Annotated in this window: 22 protein-coding genes; 11 read left to right on the forward strand and 11 right to left on the reverse strand. The window is 64.2% G+C overall.

Annotated features, from left to right (window positions below):
* Positions 1 to 10 precede the first annotated feature (10 nt).
* The 4 genes from R4P57_RS23310 to R4P57_RS23325 form a co-directional block, all read right to left on the reverse strand.
* A complete protein-coding gene (locus R4P57_RS23310) occupies positions 11 to 1333 on the reverse strand; it encodes a sugar ABC transporter substrate-binding protein (protein ID WP_317805235.1) in 1323 nt (440 codons plus the stop codon).
* Between the two features lie 26 nt (positions 1334 to 1359).
* The gene (locus R4P57_RS23315; RefSeq protein ID WP_317805236.1) at positions 1360 to 2241 is read right to left on the reverse strand and encodes a carbohydrate ABC transporter permease; all 882 of its coding nucleotides are present in this window, start codon (positions 2239 to 2241) and stop codon (positions 1360 to 1362) included.
* 5 nt (positions 2242 to 2246) lie between these two features.
* Positions 2247 to 3197, reverse strand: coding sequence for a sugar ABC transporter permease (locus R4P57_RS23320; RefSeq protein WP_317805237.1), 951 nt, complete (start codon positions 3195 to 3197; stop codon positions 2247 to 2249).
* Between the two features lie 185 nt (positions 3198 to 3382).
* Complete coding sequence (locus tag R4P57_RS23325; RefSeq protein ID WP_317805238.1) at positions 3383 to 4399, reverse strand: hypothetical protein; 1017 nt, start codon at positions 4397 to 4399, stop codon at positions 3383 to 3385.
* Between the two features lie 53 nt (positions 4400 to 4452).
* Here R4P57_RS23325 and R4P57_RS23330 point away from each other — a divergent pair, with 53 nt between their 5' ends.
* Positions 4453 to 5622 (forward strand): hypothetical protein, encoded by a 1170-nt coding sequence (locus R4P57_RS23330; protein ID WP_317805239.1) that lies wholly within the window; start codon positions 4453 to 4455, stop codon positions 5620 to 5622.
* 81 nt (positions 5623 to 5703) lie between these two features.
* Here the strand turns inward: R4P57_RS23330 and R4P57_RS23335 are convergent, their stop codons facing one another.
* Entirely contained in the window at positions 5704 to 6528 is an 825-nt protein-coding gene (locus R4P57_RS23335; protein ID WP_317805240.1) for an NAD(P)-dependent oxidoreductase, read from the reverse strand.
* 148 nt (positions 6529 to 6676) lie between these two features.
* Between R4P57_RS23335 and R4P57_RS23340 the strand changes: the two genes are divergently transcribed.
* The 3 genes from R4P57_RS23340 (at position 6677) to R4P57_RS23350 (ending at position 9880) form a co-directional block, all read left to right on the forward strand.
* The gene (locus R4P57_RS23340) at positions 6677 to 7756 is read left to right on the forward strand and encodes a sn-glycerol-3-phosphate ABC transporter ATP-binding protein UgpC (protein WP_317805241.1); all 1080 of its coding nucleotides are present in this window, start codon (positions 6677 to 6679) and stop codon (positions 7754 to 7756) included.
* A 152-nt stretch (positions 7757 to 7908) separates the two neighbouring features.
* Positions 7909 to 9222 carry a TrkH family potassium uptake protein gene (locus R4P57_RS23345; protein ID WP_317805335.1) on the forward strand — a complete coding sequence of 438 codons (1314 nt, stop codon included), beginning with the start codon at positions 7909 to 7911 and terminating at the stop codon, positions 9220 to 9222.
* Positions 9215 to 9880: a TrkA family potassium uptake protein gene (locus R4P57_RS23350; protein WP_317805242.1), complete on the forward strand. Its 666-nt coding sequence runs from the start codon at positions 9215 to 9217 to the stop codon at positions 9878 to 9880. Before R4P57_RS23345 ends, R4P57_RS23350 begins: the two co-directional genes overlap by 8 nt.
* Here R4P57_RS23350 and R4P57_RS23355 read toward each other — a convergent pair.
* On the reverse strand, positions 9864 to 11339 hold the full coding sequence (locus R4P57_RS23355; protein ID WP_317805243.1) for a mannitol dehydrogenase family protein: 1476 nt from the start codon (positions 11337 to 11339) through the stop codon (positions 9864 to 9866). The two genes, R4P57_RS23350 and R4P57_RS23355, sit on opposite strands and share 17 nt — an antisense overlap.
* Entirely contained in the window at positions 11336 to 12361 is a 1026-nt protein-coding gene (locus R4P57_RS23360; RefSeq protein WP_317805336.1) for an NAD(P)-dependent alcohol dehydrogenase, read from the reverse strand. The genes R4P57_RS23355 and R4P57_RS23360 overlap by 4 nt, the downstream gene beginning before the upstream one ends.
* A gap of 116 nt (positions 12362 to 12477) precedes the next feature.
* On the opposite strand from R4P57_RS23360, the gene R4P57_RS23365 reads away from it, so the two are divergent.
* Genes R4P57_RS23365 through R4P57_RS23385 form a run of 5 tightly spaced genes read left to right on the forward strand, consistent with a single transcriptional unit; the run spans position 12478 to position 17801 of the window.
* Complete coding sequence (locus R4P57_RS23365; RefSeq protein ID WP_317805244.1) at positions 12478 to 13503, forward strand: sugar-binding transcriptional regulator; 1026 nt, start codon at positions 12478 to 12480, stop codon at positions 13501 to 13503.
* Positions 13500 to 14852 carry a sugar ABC transporter substrate-binding protein gene (locus tag R4P57_RS23370; protein ID WP_317805245.1) on the forward strand — a complete coding sequence of 451 codons (1353 nt, stop codon included), beginning with the start codon at positions 13500 to 13502 and terminating at the stop codon, positions 14850 to 14852. Before R4P57_RS23365 ends, R4P57_RS23370 begins: the two co-directional genes overlap by 4 nt.
* The gene (locus R4P57_RS23375) at positions 14849 to 15799 is read left to right on the forward strand and encodes a carbohydrate ABC transporter permease (RefSeq protein WP_037196012.1); all 951 of its coding nucleotides are present in this window, start codon (positions 14849 to 14851) and stop codon (positions 15797 to 15799) included. Before R4P57_RS23370 ends, R4P57_RS23375 begins: the two co-directional genes overlap by 4 nt.
* Positions 15799 to 16683 carry a carbohydrate ABC transporter permease gene (locus R4P57_RS23380; RefSeq protein WP_317805246.1) on the forward strand — a complete coding sequence of 295 codons (885 nt, stop codon included), beginning with the start codon at positions 15799 to 15801 and terminating at the stop codon, positions 16681 to 16683. The genes R4P57_RS23375 and R4P57_RS23380 overlap by 1 nt, the downstream gene beginning before the upstream one ends.
* 11 nt (positions 16684 to 16694) lie before the next feature.
* A complete protein-coding gene (locus R4P57_RS23385; RefSeq protein WP_317805247.1) occupies positions 16695 to 17801 on the forward strand; it encodes an ABC transporter ATP-binding protein in 1107 nt (368 codons plus the stop codon).
* Here R4P57_RS23385 and R4P57_RS23390 read toward each other — a convergent pair.
* Positions 17798 to 18271 (reverse strand): DUF3995 domain-containing protein, encoded by a 474-nt coding sequence (locus R4P57_RS23390; protein ID WP_317805248.1) that lies wholly within the window; start codon positions 18269 to 18271, stop codon positions 17798 to 17800. The two genes, R4P57_RS23385 and R4P57_RS23390, sit on opposite strands and share 4 nt — an antisense overlap.
* A gap of 76 nt (positions 18272 to 18347) precedes the next feature.
* On the opposite strand from R4P57_RS23390, the gene R4P57_RS23395 reads away from it, so the two are divergent.
* The gene (locus R4P57_RS23395) at positions 18348 to 20063 is read left to right on the forward strand and encodes an AMP-binding protein (protein WP_411742423.1); all 1716 of its coding nucleotides are present in this window, start codon (positions 18348 to 18350) and stop codon (positions 20061 to 20063) included.
* Positions 20064 to 20131: 68 nt separating this feature from the next.
* On the opposite strand, the gene R4P57_RS23400 is transcribed toward R4P57_RS23395, so the two are convergent.
* The 3 genes from R4P57_RS23400 to R4P57_RS23410 form a co-directional block, all read right to left on the reverse strand.
* Complete coding sequence (locus R4P57_RS23400) at positions 20132 to 20944, reverse strand: alpha/beta fold hydrolase (RefSeq protein ID WP_411742424.1); 813 nt, start codon at positions 20942 to 20944, stop codon at positions 20132 to 20134.
* Positions 20945 to 21014: 70 nt separating this feature from the next.
* Positions 21015 to 22610 (reverse strand): ABC-F family ATP-binding cassette domain-containing protein, encoded by a 1596-nt coding sequence (locus tag R4P57_RS23405; RefSeq protein WP_317805249.1) that lies wholly within the window; start codon positions 22608 to 22610, stop codon positions 21015 to 21017.
* Positions 22611 to 22743: 133 nt separating this feature from the next.
* Positions 22744 to 23289 (reverse strand): hypothetical protein, encoded by a 546-nt coding sequence (locus R4P57_RS23410; RefSeq protein WP_317805250.1) that lies wholly within the window; start codon positions 23287 to 23289, stop codon positions 22744 to 22746.
* Positions 23290 to 23380: 91 nt separating this feature from the next.
* Between R4P57_RS23410 and R4P57_RS23415 the strand changes: the two genes are divergently transcribed.
* Entirely contained in the window at positions 23381 to 25210 is a 1830-nt protein-coding gene (locus R4P57_RS23415) for a penicillin-binding transpeptidase domain-containing protein (RefSeq protein ID WP_317805252.1), read from the forward strand.
* Positions 25211 to 25217 lie beyond the last annotated feature (7 nt).

Consider the following 25217-nt stretch of genomic DNA (forward strand, 5'->3'; position numbering starts at 1 on the left):
GGTGAATCCCCTATTTACCCTGTCGGGCATCGTATTTGGCCTTGGAGCGGTCGAGCTTCTCGGCGAAGTCGTCGGCAAAGTCCTGAGCGCTGAGCTGCCCGATGAGCACCTTCTGCCACTGGCCCAGCATCTGAACCTGCACGATCTTGCCGAAATCCGGAAGGTAGTCCGGTGGGGTGACCAGCACCGTCTCCGGATCGTCGAGGGCGGCCTGAGCAGCTTGCACCGACGGCATCGCCTGGAAGGCGGGAGCGGAGCGAGCGGCGGCGTTGACCGGGATCTGACCCACGTTCTCGTTCCAGTAGGCCTGCGATTCCGACGAGGTCATGAACTCGAGGAACTTCCAGGCCGCAGCCTGATGCTTGCTGCTCTTGAACACCGTGTAGGACGGGAACGGGTCCGTCATCACTGTACGGACGCCATTGTCTGCGCGGGGCAGTGCAACGGCACCGACGTTGTCGCCGAGCGCCTTACGGTGATTACTCAACGATCCGAGGTTGTGCTGCATCATCGCCACCGAGCCGCCGCCGAAGCTGGCGACCATCTGCGGGAAACCGTTGTTGACGTCGGCGGTGGGGGTGTCCACGTCGTACAGGGCGGCGAAACGTTCTATTGCCTGCACCATCTCGGGCCGGTTGACGGTGGATTCGCTGCCGTCGAAGAAGTTGTCGATGCCGGTGGTGGCGAACATGTGCTGCAGCAACGGGTAGATCGAACCGGCTCCGCCTCGGATGGTGAACCCGTAGCGGCCCTCGGACTTGTCGGTCAGTTCGTCTGCGGCGTCGTAGAATTCGTCCCACGTCTCCGGGGGCTCGATGCCGGCCTCGTCGAACCAGTCGGCCCGGTACCACAGCGTTGCGTTGTTGCTGGTGAACGGCAGACCGTACAGGTTCTCACCGCCACCGGACTCCATCGCCGACTCGATGATCTTCTGGTCGTACTGGTCCTTCTGCGGCGAGGCCGCCATGAAATCGTCGAGGGGAATGACCGCGTTCTGCGCGACCAGCGGTGCGAGGTACGCGGTGGAGACGATGCCCAGATCGGGAGCCGACCCACCGGCGAGAGCCGTCTGATATTTCTGCTGAGCGCTGTCCGACGGCAGGCCGACATAGTCGATGTCGATGCCGGGGTTGACTTCCTCGAAGCGTCGAATCAGTTCCTCGTACAACGGGGTTCGATCCGGTCCGGCATTGTTGTCCCAGAAGGTGAGGGTGCCGCTGTTCGGATCTCCGAGTGCACCGTCGGGCAGTGAGGTCTCGGAACTGCAGGATGCCAGCACGAGCGTCGCGACCGCGCCGACGAGGGTGGTGCGCAGCAGGGTGCGTCGATTCATGTCGATTCTCTTTCCGTACGTCATGATCAGCCCTTGACCGCGCCGGCGCTGAGGCCCTGGACGAGGTACTTCTGGATGACGGCGAACACAGCGACCACCGGTACCGCGGCGATCAGACCGCCGGCCGCGAGGACGCCGAAGTCGACGTTGTAGGAACCGATCGTGTAGCTCAATCCGACTGGGAGGGTGAACTTGTCCTGGCTGCTGATGAACATCAGGCCGAACAGGAAGTTGTTCCAACTGCCGATGAACGCGAAGGAACCGACGGCGATCAGGCCGGGGCGCAGCAGCGGCAGCATGATCATGCGGAAGGCCTTCAGGCGTGAGCAGCCGTCGACCATCGCGGCCTCCTCGAGCTCGACGGGAATCTGAGAGATGAAGCCGGCCATCAGCATTGCCGCCAGCGGCAGTTGGAAAACAGTGTCGGCGACGATGAGGCCGAACAGGTTGTTCACCAGTCCCATCTCGCGGAACACCTGGAACAGCGGGATGAGCAGCATCGCACCGGGCACGAATTGGCTGCACAGCAGGGCCATCACCAGGGGTATCTTGGCGCGGAACTTGAAGCGTGCCAACGCATAGCCGGTCGCCAGCGCGACGAACGTGGTGAGCACGAGAGACAGGCCGGCCACGATGAGGCTGTTCTTGAAGAAGAAGCTGAAACCGAGGGTGTTCCAGACCGTGTCGAAATGGTCGAGCGTAATGGGCCAGGGGAGCATCGAATTGGAACCGGCGGGCCGGAATGCGAAGACGATCATCCAATAGAACGGGACGAGGGTGAAGAGCAGGTAGACGGCCAACGGAAGGCCGACGCTGAACACGCGGGGCTTGGTGCGATGCACGCGCACCTTCTCGGTGTGGTCCTGCGGCGGAGTGGTCACGACGGGACGGTCTGCGGTAGTGGTCATGTGCGTCAGGCCTTATCGCTGTTGAATTTGCTGAGGCGCAAGTAGAGGATCGAGCAGAACAGCAGGATGACGAAGGCCACGGTGGTCAGAGCCGATCCGTATCCGAAGTCCTGCGCGGTGGTGGCGAGCTGAGAGACGTAGAGCGGCAACGTCGTCGTGACGTCGGCCGGTCCGCCTGCGGTGAGGGTGTACAGAAGATCGACGTTGTTGAACTCCCAAACCCCGCGCAGCAGGGTCGACAGGATGATCACGGCCTTCAGGTGCGGCAGTGTCACGAATCGGAAGCGCTGCCAGCGGTTCGCACCGTCCACGTTCGCTGCCTCGTACAGGTCCTTGGGCGCACTCTGCAGTTCGGCGAGGATCAGAATGGCGAAGAACGGCACACCGCGCCAGAGCTCGGCGACGCTGGTGGCCCAGAATGCAGTGTCCGGATCTGCGATCGGCGCGGCGGTGCCGTCGCCGATGCCCATGTCGCCGAGTAGTTTGAACAACCCGGTCGACGGGTTGTAGATCAGCAGCCAGATTCCGGTGGTGAGCACGCCGGAGACGGCCCAGGGAGAGAACACCAGGGCTCGGGCCAGGCCCCGCCCACGGAAGACCTCGTTGACCAGCAGGGCGAGTCCGAGGCCGAGAATCAGCTGGAACACGACCTGAACGCCGACCCACTTGGCCGTGACGAGCAGGCTGTTCCAGAACAGGTCGTCGGCGAACATCAGTTCGAAGTTCTCGAGGCCGGCGAAGCCGTTGTCCCACGGCGTCGTCGGGTTGTAGAACTGCAGGCTGTAGTAGAAGACGCTGCCGACCGGGTAGAAGATGAACACGGCGAGCAGGATGACGACCGGTGCGATCAGGATGTACGGGGCCGAGATGCGGCGCTTGCGTTTCGGCCGGGCGGGAGGGACGGCCGAGCTCTGCGCACGGGTGCCTCCCGACCGGGGTGGTGTGGTGGTGACCATGGGGGACGCTCCGAAGCGTTCGGGGCCGGATCGAGGAGCCGGCGAGTGGGTCTGGCGGGTTCTTCCGGCCCTGAGGAGCCGGGCTGTGGAAAGTCTGTGCGGTTCACATATCTGAACTGTCATCTTCTATGTGAATTTCTGGACCAACTATGACGGCAGTCACAAGCGCTGTCAAGCATGACCGGTCACACGTGCAGGCTCAACCAACTCGCTGCGGAGTCCTGCATCGCCGTCGTGAAGCGGTGTAGCTCCGGAAACCATTGGGTCAAAAGGTTTTTCGAGCTTCCGTAGTCGCGACGCAATGATGCTTCGGCGCCGCGCATGCCCGCCGTGCCGAAATGCGAGTCCTGCTCGGCGAATTGGACCAGCAGTGGAGTCGGGGCGGCCGAGCCCGCGATCTCCGGCCAGTCGCAGACCGCGGGCAAGCCCGGGGTGATCATCAACCAGCTGGTGTCGTCCGCACGACCGTCGGCGATGTCGGTGTACGTGCTCATCGAGGCGGTGATCACCCCGGCTCGCAGTCGGTCGCTGCAGGCCAGTAGATGTGCGACGCGGGCTCCGCCGCCGGAGAATCCGGCGGTGGCGATGCGATCGGGGTTCACCTCGGCGCAGGCGCGCAGCACGTGCAGCGCTGTCAGATCTTCGGTCAGTATCTGACCTGCCAGCGAGCTACTCTGCAGTGCAGCCACTTTCGCCAGACCGTGCTCGTGCTCGCGGGCGGCCGCCTCGTATCGCTGCAGTCCTTCCAGGTGCGCACCGGCCCGGCGAGCCCGGTCGGGGAGCTGCTCCCACGGCACTCGGCGCGAGCCCCACGGGAACACGTCGTGGACCAGTACTGCGAAACCTGCCGCCACCAGGCGGGAGGCCGGTGCGCTTCCGCCGTAGCCGTGCTCGCGGAGCGCGGCGATGCCGGGAGCGATGCCGTCGGGACCGTCGGCCACCTTCTCCTTGCCGTAGAACTTCACACCGTCGTGGCCGTGCATGAGCAGGATCGCGGGCAGTGGGTGCACTGCTTCCTGGGGCGTCAGCAGCCACGCAGACGTGTCGTTCCAGGTCAGTTCCACTCCGCGGACGCCGTCACGTGTCCACCTGCGACCGCGAGTCACCTGCCGGGGCAGTGTGGTTTCGGCGACTCCGAGGGCCTTCCCGATTGCCGCGCGACGGGCGAATCGTGGACAGCCGGGCTCGAATTGTGTTCCCATGTGTGAACTCAGTTCTCTCTATCGAACAAATCAGCCATCGAAGGATGACCCCTATGACCGTCGACCGCATCGTCGCGCACGCCTATCCCTGGGACGTACTCGGTGATCCACACTTCGTCGAGCGCGCCCGCAGGCTCGGGGTGCGCGAGATCTCGCTCGCCGCGACCTATCACTCCACCAGGGCGGCAACTCCGCTGCACCCGCAGCACAAGGTGGTCGACGCACACCATGCAGCGCTGTACCGGCCGGTGCGTCCCGAGGCCTGGGCCGGGCACACGATCACCGCCAGAACGGCCGACTGGGCCGGTGCCGAGGACGCATTCGGCGAGGCGGCGGCCATCCTGCTCGACGCCGGATTCCTGGTGAACGCCTGGATCGTGCTGACGCACAGCACAATTCTCGGCCACGCCCATCCCGACGCGAACGTCGTCAACTGTTTCGGAGACGCCTATCGCTATGCCCTCGCACCAGGGCATCCCGACATCGTTCGGTACTGCGCCACGCTCGCCGCCGAGGCGATACGAGGCGTCGAGGTGCACGGCGTGTCCATCGAGGCCTGCGGACAGCTCGGTTTCGCGCATGTCGGACCACACGAGAAGACGGACGGCGCGTTCCCTGGAATCGGCGACACGCTGATGTCGATCAGCTGCACGCAGCGCGAGCTCGATGCGTGGAGCCGCCGAGGCGTCGACTCGGCGAAGGTGACGCAGAAGCTGCGCGACGGCGTCGACGCCCTGTCGGCCGGAACCTTGCCTGCAGGTGCGGCGATCACGGACGTCTTGGACGCGGAGGAGATCGACGCGGTGGTGGGGGTCCGTCACGCCGACGCCGATCACCTTCGTGCCGAAGTGCTCGCGGCCGTGCGCGCGGAGGCACCCTCGGCGCGCGTGACGTTGCACGGCCATCCCGATCCGTGGAAGACGGGCCCCTCGCCTGCGCTGACCGCTGCCGCACCGGCCGATGTCGACGCGGTACTCGTGTCGGCGTGGCCTGCGACGGCCGAGACCGTGTCGGTGGTCGAGGCCACCCGCGCTGCCGTCGGCGACGGGGTGGATGTGGGTGCCTATGTATCGGTACTGCCCCCGAAGAAGCTCGACGAGGTGGCCGCGCATGTGGCTGCGACGGTCGACGCCGGGGCGAACGAGCTGCACCTCTATCACCTCGGTCTCGTCAATCGACCCCAGCTCGATGCGTTGGGGTCGATCGTCACAACGTATTCGTAGGGGTCTGCAACGGCTGCTCCACTCGACCGGCCCCGGCGCGGAATCCCGCAGTCGGGGTGGTCGAGTGGAGCAGAACGTGCATCACCGCATCCGTTGGCCGAGCGGGTGATCACAGAACGCGCCGCCGACTCGCTGCAGGATCGGGTCGGAGAACGTCCACTCGTGTTCGGCCAGGAACTGCTCGGCGAACTGTTCCGCGTCGTCGCGAGGCACATATCCGATCTCCGCACCCTCGTTGCCGGACCACCACGCGCGCGAGTTCTTCGAGATGCCCCACACGGTGTGAAAACCTTTGGCGCTGTCCGACAGTGACGCCTCGATCAGTCGGGCAGTGTCGGCGGGCGACATCCAGGTGGCAAGGCCGCGGTAGTTCGGCGGGGCGTCGAAGCTCGAGCCGATACGTAGATTGACGACGTCGATGCCGAAGCGGTCGTGGTACATCCGACCCAGCGCTTCGACCGCCGCCTTGCTCCACCCGTAGAAGCCGTCGGGTCGTGGAGCAGCGTCCCCCGGAAGCGGTGCGCCGCCCGCCTCGTCGTGCGTCCAGAAGCCGACTGCGTGATTGCTCGACGCCACCACAACGCGGGTGACTCCGTGTGTCACCGCGGCATCGAACACGGCCTGAGTGCCGTCGACGTTGACCGACAGGATGTTGGCCCACGAGTCCTCCGTGCTCAATCCGCCGAGGTGCAGAATCGCGTCGACACCGTCCACCGCAGCGGCCACGGCGGCTCGATCGGTGACCGATCCCTGCACGAATTCCTCGGTAGCAGAATCGATGTCGGTGATCTCGGCGATATCGAACAGTCGCAGCGTGCGGCCGGGAGCCGCCAGTAGCGGCCGGAGCATCGCACCCATGTTGCCTGCGGCTCCGGTGATGAGCACTCGTGAAACGGTGTCGGTCATTCTTCTCGAACTCCTTCGATGGAAACCTTGTAATGGGCATCACAGTAGTACATACTTCTAGATGAAGTCAGCATTCTGGCATCCATTCATATACGTGAACCCCACTCGGATCGTCCGGCACGTTCCTGCCGGTGAAGGGACCACCATCATGGCCACCGTTGCATTTCAGGGCGTCACCAAACTCTTTCCCGGCGGCGACAAAGCTGCCGTCGACCAGCTCGATCTCGACATCCAGGACGGTGAATTCCTCGTCCTCGTCGGCCCGTCCGGCTGCGGAAAGTCGACGTCGCTGCGGATGCTCGCCGGTCTGGAAGAAGTCGACAGGGGAGCCATCACCATCGGCGGCAAGGACGTCACCGACCATCAGCCCAAGGATCGCGACATCGCGATGGTCTTCCAGAACTACGCCCTGTATCCGCACATGACGGTCGGCGAAAACATGGGATTCGGCCTGCGTATCGCGGGTGAGGACAAGGCCGAGATCAAGCGTCGCGTCGAGGACGCTGCCAAGATTCTCGACCTCACCAAGTTCCTCGACCGCAAACCCAAGGCGCTCTCCGGTGGTCAGCGTCAGCGAGTTGCCATGGGCCGCGCCATCGTTCGCAAGCCCCAGGTGTTCCTGATGGACGAGCCGCTGTCCAACCTCGACGCCAAGCTCCGGGTACAGACCCGCGCGCAGATCTCCGCGCTGCAGCGTCGACTTGCCACGACGACCGTGTACGTCACCCACGATCAGGTCGAGGCCATGACCATGGGCGATCGCGTGGCCGTGCTCAAAGACGGTGTGCTGCAACAGTGCGACTCGCCGAGGCGCATGTACGAACACCCGAACAACGTGTTCGTCGCCGGCTTCATCGGATCGCCTGCAATGAATCTGCTCGAGCTGCCCCTCGTAGACGGCGGCGTCCGCTTCGGGGGCGAAGTGGTTCCGGTTCCCCGCTCCGCCATTGCCGGAATCGGCGAGAACACTGTGACACTCGGCGTCCGGCCCGAGGACCTGCAGATCACCACGGGGGCAGGCCTCGAAGTGACCATCGACGTCGTCGAAGAACTCGGAGCCGACGCCTACGTCTACGGCCAGGCCGACATCAACGGCACTCGTCAGCCCATCGTCGTCCGCGCCGACGGCCGCATCCCACCGGAACGAGGATCGAAGATCACGCTCTCCTACGCCGCCGAGCGCACTCACCTGTTCTCCACGGTGACCGGCGAGCGTCTGGTCGACTAGTGGAGCGCTGACGCGCATGTGCACGGAACTTCGTAGCCTGCTACGAAGTCTCACTCACATGGCGCGAAGCGCAGCGTACTGTCTGCCGAGTGACAGACGCTCACCAGGCATCGCGATTGTCCGCGATCTTCAGACCGACGCCGCTCCGGGTCATGGCGGCAGGTTTTGCACTTGCCATGGTCGTCGGTGCGGGCGTACTGATGATTCCGGCGGCCACCATGCCCGGGTACGACACCGATGTTCTGCAGGCGTTGTTCACGTCGACATCGGCCGTCAGCTTGACGGGCCTGATCGTGGTGGACACACCGGTGTACTGGTCGGGTTTTGGGCAGGGCGTCATTCTCGGCCTGATCCAGATCGGCGGATTCGGGATCATGACGATCGCGTCGTTGGTCGGATTGGTCCTGGCCGATCGAATCGGGCTGCGCGGCAGGCTCAATGCGGCCGCCGAGGTTCGCACATCCGGGCTGGGCGACGTTCGAAGCGTCGTCGTGGGCGTGTTCCGCACCAGTTTGATCATCGAGGGTGTCGTCGCCCTGTGTTTGGCTGCGCGCTTCCTCGTCGGATACGACGAGCCACCCGGTCGCGCACTCTGGCTGGGCGTCTTCCATGCCGTGTCGGCGTTCAACAACGCAGGATTCGCCCTCTTCAGCGACAACATGATCGGGTTCGCCACCGATCCGTGGATCTGCATCCCACTGTTGGTTGCGGTCGTATTGGGCGGCATCGGATTTCCGGTTCTCTTCGAGATCGCCCGTCATGTCCGATCGCGCGCCCGCGGCGTCAGGTCCAGCAAGCGGTGGTCGCTGCACACTCGCATGACGCTGTCCGTCACCGGTATTCTGTTGATCCTCGGACCGACTGCGGTGTTGCTCTTCGAGTGGTCGCGGACCCTGGGCGGATTCGGCTTCTGGGACAAGATGCTCGTTGCGACGTTCCAGGGCATCATGCCGCGCACCGCAGGATTCAACAGTGTCGACTATGCGGACGTGGACAACGCGACCCTGCTGATCACCGACGTACTGATGTTCATCGGTGGTGGCAGCGGCGGCACGGCCGGTGGCATCAAGGTCACGACGTTCGCATTGCTGCTGTTCGTCATAGTGGCCGAGATCCGCGGTGACCGTGAGGTGACGGTGTTCGGTCGTCGAATCGATGCGCGTGTGCAGCGTCAGGCGTTGACCGTCGCTCTCATCGGCGTCGCGTTGGTGCTGGCCCCGGTCGTGGCGTTGCTGGCTGGCACCAACTTCGACCTCGATGTGCTTCTCTTCGAGGTCGTCTCGGCATTCGCCACGGTGGGGCTGTCCACCGGCATCACCGCACAGCTGCCCGCCTGGGGCCAGCTGATTCTGATCGTCCTGATGTACCTGGGCCGCATCGGTTCCATCACGCTGGTCAGTGCCCTTGCCGCCCGCGACCGCGGTCGGCGTTACACGCTCCCCACGGAAAGGCCGTTCATTGGCTAGGAAACCGTCCTCCGATGTCGTCGTCGTCCTCGGTCTCGGCCGCTTCGGCAAGTCGCTGGCACTGGAACTGATGGACCAGGGAGTCGAGGTTCTGGGCATCGACACCGACGAGGCTGTGGTGCAACGTGTCTCGGATCGGCTGACTCACGCGGCCGTGGCCGATACCACCGACGAGGAGTCGCTGCGGCAACTGTCGGTGCACGAATACGACCGCGCCGTCGTGGGCATCGGATCCGATCTGGAGGCGAGCCTGCTGACTGCGTCCGCGCTGATCAACCTGTCCGTGTCCAACATCTGGGCCAAGGCGATCAGCAATGCGCACGCCAAGATCCTCACCCAGATCGGCGTCCACCACGTGGTGAGGCCTGAGCACGACATGGGTAAGCGGGTCGCTCACCTGGTGCGCGGCCGGATGATGGACTACATCGAGTTCGACGACGGTTTCGCCATGATCAAGACTTCTCCGCCCGCCTCCATCATCGGAAAGAAGCTGGGCGAGAGCGGGGTCCGCGCCAAACACCGTGTCACCGTCGTCGCGGTCAAACGCCGAGGCGAAGGATTCACCTACGCCACAGCAGACACGGTGATCGGCGCAGACGACACCGTCATCGTCTCGGGTCAGGTCCGAGACGCCGAACGGTTCAGTGAGTCGACCTGAGTGACTCGAGGGTTGCGCGCGCGCCGTTCTCATGCAGCGATGCAAGCTGTTCGGTGTATTCGGCCACGAATCGCTCGTTGTCGATGAGGTCTCCGAACACCGCGCGATTGGCGATGAACGCCGTAAGATCCTCGCGCTGACTCTGCGCGATCGGCACCAGTGAATCCTTCAGTTGGTCGACGATCTCGATCGGCTCGCCGGTTTCGTCGACGGCCTCGGCGTAGCGCGCCCAACTCGCGACGACAGCGGTGGACCGGACGATCTCGCCGCCGGTCTCGAGGTTCTTGCGAATCACGGGCAAGAGCCACTTGGGAATTCGGTCCGAGGACTCGGCACACAGGCGGGCGACGGTATCGCGGATTTCGGGGTTGGAGAACCGTTCGATCAGCGTCCGCTTGTAGTCGGCCAGGTCGATGCCGGGAACGGGTTGCAGCGTCGGGGTTGCCTCCTCGTCCATGTACGCGAGCAGGAATTCCGCGAACAGAGTGTCCTGGCAGACCTCGTGCACGAGGCGATAGCCGCTGAGGTAGCCGAAGTACGCCAGTGCCTGGTGACTGGCATTGAGCAGGCGAAGCTTCATCAGCTCGTACGGGGTGACGTCCTCGACCACCTGGACTCCGACGTTCTCGAACGGTGGTCGACCGAGCGTGAACGAATCCTCCAAGGCCCACTGCGTGAACGGTTCTGCCGCGACCGGCCATGCGTCCTCGATGAGGTAGCGATCCGACAGTTCCTGCATCACTTCGGGAGTGGTCACCGGGGTGATGCGGTCGACCATGGAGTTCGGGAACGTGGCCTCGGACTCGATCCAGTCGGCGAGCTCCGAATCCTTCAACCGGGCGAACGCGATGAACGTGGACTTCGCGATGTGGCCGTTACCCTCGATGTTGTCGCAGGACATGATCGTGAACGGCTTCATGCCACGATCCTTCCGACGCGCCAAGGCCTCGACGACGAGCCCGAAAGTCGTTGCGGGGACTGCGCCGTAGACGAGATCGGCTGCGATCGCCGGATTGTCGGCGTCGAACTCCCCGGTGTTCGCGGAAAAGTTGTAACCACCCTCGGTGATGGTGAGCGAGACTATCTTCACCGCCTCTGAGGCCATCTTCTCGATGACCGCCTCGGGATCCTCGGGAGCGAACAGGTATTCCACGATCGACCCGATGACTCGCGTCTCCCAGGTTCCGTCGGAGTGCTTGAGGGCGAGGGTGTAGAGGCAGTCCTGTTCGGCCATCACCTCTTTCATCTTCCGATCGTGCGGAAGCACGCCCACGCCGCAGATCCCCCAGTCCGACGCCTCGCCGCGCTCGAGTAGGCGATCGACGTACATGGCCTGGTGGGCGCGATGGAACCCGCCGACCCCGAAATGCACGATCCCCGTGGTGACCGCACCGCGGTCGTAGCTCGGTACCGAGACGTCGGCATGGATCTCCGACAGAGTATTCGACCGAAGCTTCATGCGTTCTCTCCATCTTCTCGAAAACCTGGTATCACAACAGCTTTGATGCTTCCGGGCTGCTTGTCCGCGTTCAATGCATCCTCGACGCCATCGAGTCCGAATCGCGCCGTCACCATCGCGTCCAGATCCACCATGCCCGACGCCACCAAGGCGCGTGCGATCGGCCATGTGTTGGCGTAGCGAAAGACGCCGGTGAGCAGCAACTCTCGGTTCTGGATGAGCGAGATCGGCAGTGGGTAGTCTGACCCGCCCATGCCGACGAGGACGACGGTACCTGCGGGTCGGACCGCGTGGATGCCGTCGACCACGGCTCGGGCCGCACCGGATGCGTCGATGAAAGCGTCGACCGTCAGTGCGCGCACGTCCTCGGCGGCGGGGTCGAGCACGCGAGTCGCGCCGAACCTCTCTGCGTTGGCGCGGCGGGACGCGTCGATGTCGGTGACGATCACCTCGGTGGCTCCGAATGCGCGCGCGACCTGCGCAGTGACGAGTCCGACGGGACCCGCTCCCGCGATGAGCACGCTCGATCCCGCGGAGATCCGGGCCTTCTGGGCCGAGGCGATGCCGACGGACAGGGGCTCGAAGAGGGCTGCGGCCTCGTCGGAAATGTTCTCGGGGACGTCGTGGGCGAAGGTCGATTGGATCAACACGTACTCCGCGAGCGCACCGTCGATGGGCGGAGTCGCGAAGAACTCCATGGCCGGGCACAGGTTGTAGCGGCCGGCGCGGGACTGGCTGCTGGTGGGATCGGGTCGCTGCGGCTCGATGGATACCCGCTGCCCGACGCGGGTGTCGGAGACGTCGGAGCCCACAGCCACGATCACGCCCGCAGCCTCGTGTCCGAGTACGAGGGGGCCGTCGACCACGAAGTCGCCGATGCGACCCTCGCGGTAGTAATGCGCATCGGACCCGCAGACTCCGACGGCGCTGACCTGGACCAGTACCTCGTCGCGGGCCGGGGTGGGCACCGGCCGGTCTTCCATTCGTATCTCGTGCACGCCGGTGAGCACGCTGGCCTGCATGGACTGTGGCACGGGCCGCTGGATACGAGAGGGTGTTGTGTAGATCACACCTTAATGTTAGCTTAGTGAGCAGATGAACACGAGCTGAGCATCTGCTCACAACTTGGGGAGGTGCAATGGACGGATCGACGTCCGATCCCGCGGGGGCGAAGTCTTCGCGGTCCGGAGAGGATCTGCGTCTGGCTCTGCGCGCCGCCACCATGTACCACCTCGAAGGTGCGACGCAGGCCGAGATCGCCGTGAAACTGGGCGTCTCGCGCCCGACTGCAGGGCGGCTGGTCGCACGGGCCCGTTCCCAAGGGCTCGTGACGATCGAGATCAACGTCCCCGACGATTTGCAGGGCACCGTGCACGCCGACATCGAACGTGAACTCGAAGCCCGATACGGGCTGACCGAGGTACTCGTCGTCTCGGACGTCATCGACGGCACGGATGCCGGCTACGGGTCGCTCGGTCGCGCCGCGGCGACGTTGCTCTCGCGTCGCCTCAAGGAACAGGATGTTCTGGGCTTCACCTGGGGACCCGAGACGGTGTCGGTCGCGAGCTCTTTGAAGACTCGATCCACCAAATGTGCTGCGGTGGTGCAACTCGACGGTTCCATCACCTCGGCGGACTACCAGACCGGTGTCGAGTACACACTCGGACGGTGCGCTGCGTACCTGCAGGCGACACCCATCAGGCTCAATGCACCGCTGTATGCCGATCAGGCGACTGTCGTTGCATTGGAGCAGGATTCCGTGATCTCTCGCGCCCTCAAGTCCGGGACCGATGCCGATGTGATGATGTACGGCATCGGTCCCGTTTCCACGTCCACCACGTTGTTCGAGGGCAGCTTCATCGACCTCGAAGTGCTCGACGAACTGCGCCGACTCGGCGCGGTCGGTGAGATCGGCGGCCGGTTCTACGACGCCGACGGCCAGGACACCGGGGGATCGCTCCCCGGCCGAACCGTGTCGGTGGGACTCGACGCCATCAGGGCCTGCGATCGGGCCGTGCTCGTCACCGGCGGAAAACGAAAACACGAAGCGCTGCTCGGTGCGCTGCGCGGTGGGCTGGCATCGATCTTGGTCACCGACATCGAAAGTGCGCGTTGGCTTGTGGATCGATCCACATCAGCGTCGGATGGAAAGGTATCTCAGTGAAAGTTCTACCGAAAGCGGTTGTCGCGACCTCACTCGCGACGACCTTGGTGCTGTCCGGATGTGCCGGTGCCGGCTCGTTCGGTGGTGACGGTGACGGGACGACGATCACCGTCGCGATCGTCTCGAATTCGCAGATGTCCGACGCCATTTCGCTTGCTCCGGAGTTCGAGGCGGAGAACCCGGGCATCAATCTGAAGTTCGTGTCACTGTCGGAGAACGAGGCCCGTGCCAAGATCACGGCCTCGGTCGCGACCGGCGGCGGCGAATTCGACGTGGTGATGATCAGTAACTTCGAGACACCGCAGTGGGCCGAGAACGGTTGGCTGACCAACCTTTCCGAGTATGCCGACGCTACGCCGGGGTACGACGAGGACGATTTCATTCCGACGTTGAAAGAGTCACTGTCGTACGAGGGCAGCATGTACTCGGTTCCGTTCTACGGCGAGTCCTCGTTCCTGATGTACCGCAAGGATCTGATGGACGCCGCAGGCATCACGATGCCGGAGGAGCCGACATGGCAGCAGGTGGCCGATGCCGCCGCTGCACTCGACAGCCCCGGTCTCTCCGGAATCTGCCTACGCGGCAAGCCCGGCTGGGGTGAGGTGCTCGCGCCGCTCAACACGGTCATCAACGCGTTCGGCGGCCGCTGGTACGACGAGAACTGGAACGCTCAGCTCAGCAGTCCCGAGGTACGCGAAGCCGTGCAGTTCTACGTCGACACCGTGCGTGAACACGGTCAGGCCGGCGCGGCCACCAGTGGCTTCAGTGAGTGCGGAACGCAACTCTCGCAGGGCAACACGGCAATGTGGTACGACGCCACCTCGGCTGTCTCGGTACTCGAGGACCCGTCGTCGAGCAACGTCGTCGGGCAGATCGGTTATGCCAAGGCCCCGTCGGCGGCCAAGGGCGACAACGGTTGGCTGTACTCCTGGGCCCTGGGCATTCCCCAGACCAGCGAGGCCCCCGACGAGGCGTGGAAGTTCGTCTCGTGGATGACCAGCAAGGAGTACCTGAACAAGGTCGGTAGCGAACTCGGTTGGGAGCGTGTGCCTCCCGGAAGTCGTCTCTCGACCTACGAGATTCCCGAGTACGCGGAGGCGTCCGCCGCCTACGGTCAGCTGACTCTCGACTCCATCGACGGTGCCGACCCGAACAACCCCACCGTGGACCCGGTTCCGTACACCGGAGTCCAATTCCTGACCATTCCGGAGTTCCAGGACCTCGGTACCCGTGTCAGCCAACAGATCAGCGCCGCGATCGCCGGACAGATCAGCGTCGACGACGCGCTCGACCAAGCGCAGCAATACGCCGAAGTGGTCGGCAGGACGTATCAGGAGGACCAGGGATGACCACCACCGAAGAACGGACGGCTCCGGCCGAACCGGAGAAGTTCGTACCGCGACCGAGAACGATCTCCAAGGCCGAGGGGTGGCGTCGACGCGGACCGCTGTTGCCGGCGTTGGTGTTCGCCATCATCGTCACCCAGATTCCGTTCCTGTTCACGCTGTACTACTCGACGCAGTCCTGGAATCTCGTTCGTCCGGGTTCGCGTGAGTTCAATGGCCTGAACAACTACATCGACGTTTTCCGCGACAGTCAGTTCCGCGAGGTCGCGATGAACACCGTGATCATGATCGTCGGAACGGTGATCATCTCGGTGGTCCTGGGTCTGGCGCTCGCGCTGCTGCTCGATCGAAAGTTCATCGGTCGCAGCCTGATCCGTACGTTGTTGATCACCCCGTTCCTCGTCACCCCGGTGGCCGGTGCGCTGATCTGGAAGACGACGATGTTCGATCCCGTCTTCGGTCTGATCAACTTCGCGCTGAGTCCGTTCGGAGTCGGTGAGATCGACTGGGTCTCCCGGTTCCCGCTGGCCGCGGTCATGACGAACCTGGTGTGGCAGTGGACGCCGTTCATGATGCTGCTGATCCTCGCCGGGCTGCAGTCCATGCCCAAGGACATCGCCGAGGCCGCACGCGTCGACGGGGCAGGCCCGTTCAAACTCTTCCGCGAGTTGACCTTGCCGCACCTGCGCCGGTTCATCGAACTGGGCACCGTCCTCGGTGCGATCTACCTCGTCAACACCTTCGACGCCGTCTACATGATGACCTCCGGTGGACCGGGAGTCGCGTCGGCCAACCTGCCGTTCTACATCTACCAACGTGCCTTCCTCGGCTTCGACATCGGTCAGGCCGCGGCCATGGGCGTCGTCACCGTGGTGGCAACCATCGTCCTCAGCACTCTGGCGCTGAGATTGATCTTCAAGAGCTTCAGCGCAAACGAGGAGGCGGCGTGATGAGCACGGCAACCACGAGCAAGAAGAAGGCCGTCGCGCAGACCTCCGACGGCCAGGAGATTCGCAAGAAGAGCAAGTGGGGCCCGGGCACGGTCTGGTCGTTCGTCGCCTGGGTGGCCGGTATCGCCTTCTTCTTCCCGGTGCTCTGGATGGTGATCACGGGCTTCAAGCAGGAGGCCGACGCCTACTCCAATCCGCCGAAGCTGATCTTCACCCCCACCCTCGATCAGTACCGAGGTGTCCTCGAAAGTGGTATCGGTACGACCCTGCTGAACTCGGCGTTCGCGACGGTAGTCTCGACGATTCTCGTTCTGCTACTGGGTGTTCCGGCGGCCTTCGCGCTGTCACTGCGGCCGGTCAAGAAGACCCAGGACGTGCTGTTCTTCTTCATCTCCACCAAGATGCTGCCGGTCGTGGCCGTTATCGTTCCGCTGTACGTCATCGTCGGTGACATCGGCATGCTCGACAACATCTGGGCATTGGTGATCCTCTACACCGCGATGAATCTTCCGATCGCCGTATGGATGATGCGCTCGTTCTTCATGGAGGTGCCGGCGGAACTGCTCGAAGCCGCCAGTATGGACGGTGCGTCGCTGTGGACGTCGGTCCGCGAGGTGATCCTGCCGCTCGTCTCTCCCGGCATCGCGGCGACGTCGTTGATCTGCGTTATCTTCTCGTGGAACGAGTTCTTCTTCGCCGTCAACCTCACTGCCGTTCAGGCCCAGACGATTCCGGTGTACCTCGTCGGATTCATCACCGGCCAGGGCCTGTACTGGGCCCAGCTGTCCGCCGCTGCGACGTTCGCAGCACTCCCCGTCGTCCTTGCCGGATGGTTCGCGCAGAACAAGCTCGTGCGCGGTCTGTCCTTCGGCGCCATCAAATAGGAGAAAGTCTCATGGCTGCAATCACGTACAAGAAGGCATCCTGCGTCTACGAAGGTGCCGATTCGCTCGCCGTCGATTCCCTCGACCTCGACATCAAGGACGGCGAGTTCGTCGTCCTGGTCGGACCGTCCGGCTCCGGCAAGTCCACCGCCCTTCGTATGCTCGCCGGTCTGGAGGAGATCGACGGTGGCGCAATCGAAATCGGCGGTAAGAACATGGTGGGCGTTCCGTCCAAGGACCGCGATATCGCCATGGTCTTCCAGAACTACGCGCTCTACCCCAACAAGACCGTCGGGGAGAACATGGGCTTCGCGCTCAAGATGCGCGGAGTGAGCCTCGAGAAGCGTCAGGCACGCGTTGCGGAAGCGGCCCGTCTGCTCGATCTCACCGAGTACCTCGACCGCAAGCCCGGCAAGCTCTCGGGCGGCCAGCGTCAGCGAGTTGCCATGGGTCGCGCCATCGTTCGTGAGCCGCAGGTGTTCTGCATGGACGAGCCGCTGTCCAACCTCGACGCCAAACTACGGGTGCAGACACGTACTCAGATCGCGGCGTTGCAGCGCAGGCTCGGCACCACGACGGTCTACGTCACCCACGATCAGGTCGAGGCCATGACGATGGGCGATCGTGTCGCCGTCCTGCGCGGCGGCAAACTGCAGCAGTTCGCTTCTCCCACAGACCTCTACGACCATCCCGTGAATGCGTTCGTCGCCGGATTCATCGGCTCACCTGCAATGAACCTGATGACGGTCCCCATCGGATCCGGTGGCGTCCAGATCGGTAAGTTCCTGCTTCCGCTCGAGCGCGACGAGCTGACCAAGCTCGCGAGCCTGGGTATCGACGAGGTCACCATCGGACTGCGGCCCGAGAACCTCGGCATCGTCCACGGCGGTGGCGAGGGCTTCGAGGGCAAGGTCGATCTCATCGAGGAGCTGGGCAGCGAGTCCTACGTCTACGCACACCTCGACGACCCCAAGGTCAAGGGACTCGACGGGGGATCGGTGTCGTTGGTTGCGCGTTCGGCAGTGCGTGCTCCGGCGAAGATCGGCGAGAGCATCGGCCTGACGCGCCTCGACGGTGCAATCCACCTCTTCCACCCGGAAACAGGGGAGCGCATCTAGCGCGGTCGGTACTCGGTTCTTCGGGCGAGGATCAGTGCCGTCAGAAGCGCGGCACCCCAGAGCAGGAAGATGCCGTCGAAGAACAGGTGTCCGTACTTGACGCGTCGATTCTCGTCCGAGGCGATCAAGCCGATCACTGCACCGACGAACGACGCTCCGCCCCAGAGGATCAGCAGCACAGAGCCGGGCCAGGATATGCCGAGGATCAACGACGGCACCCTGGTCCGGTTCTGTGCAGCCAAGCGTGGTCGGTTCATGTATGCGAGGGCCGGAAGAATTGCCGCTGCGAGTTTGACCAGCGTGAGCACCAGCAGTGCCGTTCGCGCTGTTTCGGGTTCGCTGTCGACCCACTCCGTGGCGAAGGAACCGACGGTATCGAGCATCCACCGTCCACCTGCGGCCCAATAGCCGGAAAATGCTGCGTGAACTATCCCCAGTGCACATGCTTTTCCGAAGTACCTGACGGCCATGATGAGCAAGGGTAACGGATAGTGCACCCCCGTTCAGGGGTAGCGGGAGTTCGGGGGATTCCCTAGCGTTGTGGTGATGGGAATCACACGCGCAGGAGGAAACATGGTCGAATCGGCACACACGGCATTCAGGAACGCACGCGATCTACTACTCGACGCCTACGGCGAGTACGACCGCGCAGTAGCAACTTTCGAATGGCCGTCGTTCGGTGAGACGTTCAACTGGGCGATCGATTGGTTCGATGCGTTCGCGCGAGGCAACGACGGCACAGCGCTGTGGATAGTCGAGGAGGACGGCAGCGAGGCCAAGTACAGCTTCGACGACATCGCGCGTCGCTCCGACCAGGTTGCCAGGTGGCTCGAGCACCAGGGAATCGGACGCGGCGACTCGGTGATCCTGATGCTCGGCAACCAGGTGGAGCTGTGGGAAGCGATGCTCGCGGTGATGAAACTGGGCGCGGTGTTGATGCCGACCACCACTGCCATCGGACCCGCAGACCTGACCGACCGCGTGGTACGCGGCAATGCGCGCGCAGTGATCGTGAACCCCTCGGACACCGGCAAATTCGACGAGGTCCCCGGTGACTACCTGCGTATCTCCACCTCCGCCTGTGATGGTTGGGTCGACTATGCCGAGGCGCATGGCGTCGAGGCCGTACCGTTCGAGTCCGTGACGGCTCCCACCGACCGTCTGCTGATGTACTTCACCTCCGGCACCACCAGCAAGCCCAAGCTCGTCGAGCACACTCAGATCTCCTACCCCGTAGGGCATCTGAGCACCATGTACTTCCTCGGGCTGCGTCCGGGCGACGTGCACCTGAACATCAGCTCCCCGGGGTGGGCCAAGCATGCGTGGAGTTGCTTCTTCGCGCCGTGGATCGCCGAGGCGACGATCTTCATCTACAACTACGGCAAATTCGACGCGACAGCACTGCTCGCGCAGATCCGCCGCGCCGAGGTGACGACGTTCTGCGCACCACCGACTGTGTGGCGCATGCTGATTCAAGCGGATCTCGCCGGTGGCGGTGGTTCGCTTCGCGAGGCCATCGGAGCAGGTGAACCGCTCAACCCCGAGGTGATCTCGCGAGTTCAGCAGGAGTGGGGCCTCAATATCCGCGACGGGTTCGGCCAGACGGAAACCACTGCACTGGTGGCGAACACGCCCGGTGCGGTACTGAAGTCCGGCTCCATGGGGAGACCGCTGCCGGGCGTCCCGGTGGTGATCGTCGACCCCACCACCGGTGAACTCGCCGACGAGGGCGAGATATGCCTCGACCTGGCCCAGAATCCGTTCAACCTGATGACCGGCTACCTCGGCGACGCCGAACGCAACGCCGCAGTCATGGCCGACGGCTACTACCACACCGGCGACGTCGCATCGCGGGACTCCGAGGGCTACATCACCTACGTCGGCCGCACCGACGACGTGTTCAAGGCCTCGGATTACAAGATCTCCCCGTTCGAGCTCGAAAGCGTACTCATCGAACACCCCGCCGTTGCCGAGGCGGCGGTGGTGCCTGCCCCCGACGAGACGCGACTGGCCGTTCCCAAGGCATACGTGGCATTGGCGTCGGGTTGGGAACCCAACGAGGACACAGCATTCGAGATCTTGAAGTACGCACGCGAGCACCTGGCACCGTTCCTTCGCGTTCGGCGTATCGAGTTCTTCGAGCTACCGAAAACGATCTCCGGCAAGATCCGCCGCGTGGAACTGCGCGCTCGCGAGGACGCAGCCGTCGGACCACTGGCGACGGAGTGGCGTGACGACCAGTTTCCTGCCCTGAAGAGGTGACGTGAGCGCCCACTATTCGCTGTGGGAGGCGGGATTCCGATTCTCGAGGCGAATTGTGGACGCTCAGGTCACCTGTCCCAGAACCGTTCGAGAAGCCCGAGAACCTCCTCGGAGGCCGCCATCGTTGTCGCGTGGTCGAATCCGCGGATGACATGCAACTCGGAGTTCGGCACCAGCGCTGCGGCAGCTCGGGTGTCGTCGAGCCTGGTACCGTCCTGACTGCCGACGTAGAACAGCGACGGCTGGGTGAACCGCTGCAACGCCTCGTCCGGTAGGCCGGGATCGGTGTCGGACGCTCGAATGTACGCGGCCATCGCCTGGGCGTCGTTGGCGGAGAACACCGCTCGGGTACCAGCATCGATCGGAAACATGCGGTGGGTGCTCCATGTCTCGAGAAAGCCGTCCATGCCGCGCCTCTCCAACACGTCCGCGCACCCGGGGAAGAAGAGCCGATCGAACGCGCCGGCCTGAGCGCCGTGACTACCGCCGCCGACGGCCAGTGATCGCACTCGCTCGGGCCTCGCCGCGGTCAACGCCAAGCCCGCCCGGGCCCCGAACGAATACCCCAGATAGTCGACGGTGTCGACACCCACCGCATCGAGCACTGCAGTCAGATCGCCGACGATAGTGCTCATCGCATAGGCGTCGGGAGTATGGGGCTTCTCGCTGCGGCCGTGCCCGCGACTGTCGATCAGAATCAACCGCCGACTGCCGCGCAGCGCCTTCACATAGCCGAACGTCCGCCAGATCGTATGCGTGAGAAAACTGCCGTGCACGATCAACAACGGCGGCCCGGACCCCACCACCGTGTACGCGATCTGGGTTCCATCGTCTGCATTCGAGGCGTACTCCACCCCGCGATTCTGAACTGCCGAGTCCACTCAACGTGACATTGACCCCCCAACGGTGCTCACGGGTCGTTCCGCAGGCTCCACTCCGGGCCACTGAACGTCACATCGACTCCTCCCCGGCGGGCGCTTCTGCGCTGGGCTGGACACCGAGGTCGATGGTGCGGGTGGGGGCGATGGCGTCGAGGAACGGTCGATCGTGGCTGGCGATGATCAGCGAACCCTCGAATTTCCCGAGCGCGTCGATGAGGTGTTGTCGGCTGGTGATGTCGAGGTTGTTGGTGGGCTCGTCGAGCATCAGTAGTTTCGGGGCAGGCTCTGCCAGCAGAATTCGCGCAAGTGCGGCCCGCAGTCGCTCTCCACCGGAGAGGCTCGCGACGATGGAGTCGGCGTCGGATCCGCGGAACAGGAAGCGGGCGAGTTGGCTCCGGATCTGTTCGGCGGTGGCGTGTGGGGCGACGTCGGATACGTTCTCGGCGACGGTGCGGGATTCGTCGAAGACGTCGAGTCGCTGCGGCAGATACTGCCACGGCACCTGTGCTCCGGCAGCATTCAGACTGCGCAACAAGGTGGTTTTGCCACTCCCGTTCGGTCCGATCAGTGCGATGCGCTCAGGGCCCGCGATGTGCACGTCCTCGTGCGCCAGAACCACCTGCCCCGCATGGACTTTCGTTGCCGGCAAGTCGACGCGTATCTCGCGGTCGTCGCGCAGGAGATCCTCGGCGGCCGACAGTGATGATCGGGCGTCGTCGACGCGGTCGCTGTGGGTCCCGCGGAGTTTGCCGGCCGATTCCTGGGCAGCCCGCTTGCGTCGGCCCGCGAGGATCGGAGGCACGCGCTTCTGCTCTTCCATCTTGTTGCCGAAGCGCAGGCGTCGGTCGAGTTTGATTCGGGTGTCGATCAATTCGCGTTCCTGCTTGCGGACGTCGTTCTTGGCATCGCGGACCGTCGCCCGTGCCGCCTCCTGTTCCGCGTCGACGACCGAGCGATAGTGCTGATAGTTGCCACCGAACATGCGCAACCGCGAGACTCCGCTGCGCTCGGCCCGCACCTCGGCGATGGAGTCGACGCGTTCGAGCAGCTCGAGATCGTGAGTACACACGATCAGCACACCCGCGTAGCCGTCGACCGCCGTGTACAAGCGTTCTCGCGCAACGTGATCGAGGTTGTTGGTCGGCTCGTCGAGCAGCAGTACGTCGGGTTGGGCGAGCAGTTGTGCGGTGAGAGCCAGCAGTATCGTCTCGCCGCCCGACAGGGTGCCGACTCGGCGATCCAGATCTTCGAGGGAGCCGACGATGCTGCCGAGGCCGAGCTTGTCCAGCAATGCCAGAGCGCGCTCCTCGACGTCCCACGCCGACCCGACGATCGCGAAGTCGTCCTCGGTGGAGGAGCCGGATTCTATGCTGTGCAATGCTTTCCGCACCGAATCGATGGCCAGCACCCGATCCAGGGGTAGATCGGGGTCCAGTGCGACGTCCTGGCGCAGGTACCCCAAGACGCCCGGCATCGAGATGGAACCTCGTTGCGGCGTCAATTCCCCGGCGAGCAATCGCAGGAGTGTCGACTTCCCCGCGCCGTTTGAACCGATGAGACCTGTTGTGCCGCTGAGGAAGATGGCTGAAATGGCGTCGAACACGGGGTCGCCGTCCGGCCACGTGAAGGTCAGGTTCGAGACAGACAGTGATGACGAATGAGGCATGGTTGCTCCCAAGGTGTGCGTGCGATGGATCTGCAGGCGTCTAGAACCTTTGGAAGAGCAATGGCCTCTCCGAATCTGTGGGCAACAATGCGAACGCCACGCTAGCCCCGAACCCGACGTACACGCAAGCGAATTACACCGACGGGCCCTTCTTGCGTAGCTCGTCGACCGTCGTCATGGCGCCCCGCAGTTCGTCCAGCCACTCCTGGGTGTGTTCGCCGACCAGCTTCACGGCCCAGGCCAGAGCGTCGGCCCTGGAGCGAGCGACGCCGGCGTCGACGAGGGTGTCCAGGACGCGACGCTCGGGCTGGCGCAGGCGTGTCATGACCGGTGCCGCGAGGTGGGTGAACAGGACCACGTCGGATCCGGTTCTCACTCCCCAGGCGACCTTTCGTCCGTATCGCTTCTCGGCCTCGTCGGCGATCTGCATGCGGTCGCCGCGGGTCGTTTCCCGGAATCGCGCGATGCGGCCCTCGTTGGCGGCGGGTGAACTGTCCTGCTCTGCAGTCAATGTCCCGACGACGACGATCTCCTCTCGGTCGACCTCGACCGACGCGGCACCGTCGAACCAGGTGTCCGGGAGTCGGCCACCGAACCAATCGGCTGCGTCGGTGGCGTCCGGAATGTCTGCGTGCTGCCAGCCGCCGGGGCGACCGAACGAGCGTCCATTGGGTTTCATGTGGGCTCCCGAGGTAGTGTTGTAAGACTGATTACATAATTACACCTCATCTCTAGATCGCGCCACCGGTGTTTCGCGGACGCACTGGGGCATGATCGATTCCGTGCTCACTTCGACAAGACCGACGACTCTGGCCGCAATCGTGTCCGTACTGGCATTGGTGCTCGCCGCCTGTGGTCAGAGTGGGCCCGATCAGCCGCAGACTGTCGCCGAGCAGTTCGCGGCCGCGGTCAACAGCGCGAATATCGATCAGGCAGCCGCGTTGACCACCGATCCGGCCGGCGCGGCGGCGGCGCTCACCGCGCTGTACGACGGGCTTTCGGCCGGCGGAACGGTGACGGCCACTCCCGATTTCGAGGCCGCCGACGCCAACGAGGATGCAGGCACGTTCACGTTGAATGCCGGCTGGCGCTTCTCGACGACCACCGACGGCACCGCCGAACCCGACGGCGAGCCGAAGGAATGGAACTACACGACCTCTGCGACAGCGGCGGAGACCGAGCAGGGCTGGAAGATCACCTGGGATCCAGCGATGTTGGTGCCGGGCCTGACGGCCGACTCGTCGGTGCGTTTCACTCCGACCGACGCGCTCGTCGCGCCGCGCATCTTCGACGGCAACGGCGTCGAGCTGATGTCGCAGCAGGTGGTCACCCTCGTCAACGTCGATGCGACGGCCGACCCCGTGGCTGTCGCGAACCTCGTCGGATCCGTGGTCCCGGGTGTCACGGCCGAGTACGTCACATCGACTGTCGCTGCAGCGCAGGGTAACTCGGCAACCATCGTGTTGCTTCGTCAGGCGGACATCGACCCCATCGGTGCTCAGCTCGCGACCGTCCCCGGAGTCACCCTGGCTCCGCAGACGCGGTTGCTCGCCGCCGACCGAAACCTCGTTTCGCCGGTCCTCAACGACCTCACGACGCTGTGGGAGCAGGAGCAGGCGGCCAATCGTGGATGGGCTGTGCAGGCCGTTGCAGCGGACGGCACCATCACCCCGCTTGCCGGACGCGATGCCGGAACCGGAGACGATATTGCGACCACCCTGGATTCGGCACTGCAGCTGAAAGCCGAGAATGCCCTCGCGTCGCTGCCACAGCAGGCGGCCATCGTTGCGCTTCGGCCGTCGACGGGGGCGGTTCTCGCCGTGGCGCAGAATGCCGCCGCGGATGCCGAGGGCCCGATCGCCCTCACCGGTCTGTACCCGCCGGGGTCGACGTTCAAGACGGTGACCACCTCGGCTGCACTGCAGTCCGGTGCCGTCACCCCCGATACCGTGCTGCCGTGCCCGGCGACGGAGAACATCGAGGGCAGGCAGATCCCGAACGACGACAACTTCGATCTCGGCGACGTGCCGCTGCACACCGCCTTCGCCAAGTCCTGCAACACGACGATGGGCCGCCTCGGCGTGGCACTCCCGCCGAACGGACTGACCGACGCGGCCGCGCAGTACGGCCTCGGCGTCGACTACGTCACCCCCGGTCTGACGACCGTCACCGGTTCGGTGCCGTCGGCAGACACCCCGGCGCAGCGGGTCGAATCCGCCATCGGTCAGGGACAGGTGACCGCGTCGCCGTTCGGAATGGCGCTGGTCGCGTCGTCGATCGCGAACAACGGATTGCTCCCACCGACGGTGGTCCCCGGTGAGTCCGGAGTGGGAGACATGCAGCTGGCAGCGGTGAATCCCCAGGTCACCGAGCAGATCAAGACCATGATGCGCGAGACGATCACCGGTGGCACCGCGACGTCGCTGAACGACATCCCCGGGTTGCTCGGCAAGACCGGCACCGCCGAATTCGGTGCCAACAACGAAGGAGCTCACGGCTGGTTCGTCGGTATTTCCGGCGATCTCGCGTTCGCGGTCTTCGTGAACGACGCGGGTAGTTCGACGCCTGCCGTCGAGGCTGCGGGTCGTTTTCTGCGGTAGTCCAGGC

Origin of the sequence: Rhodococcus sp. IEGM 1330 (assembly GCF_033142445.1) — a bacterium.
In the GTDB taxonomy this organism is placed as follows: Bacteria; Actinomycetota; Actinomycetes; order Mycobacteriales; family Mycobacteriaceae; genus Rhodococcoides.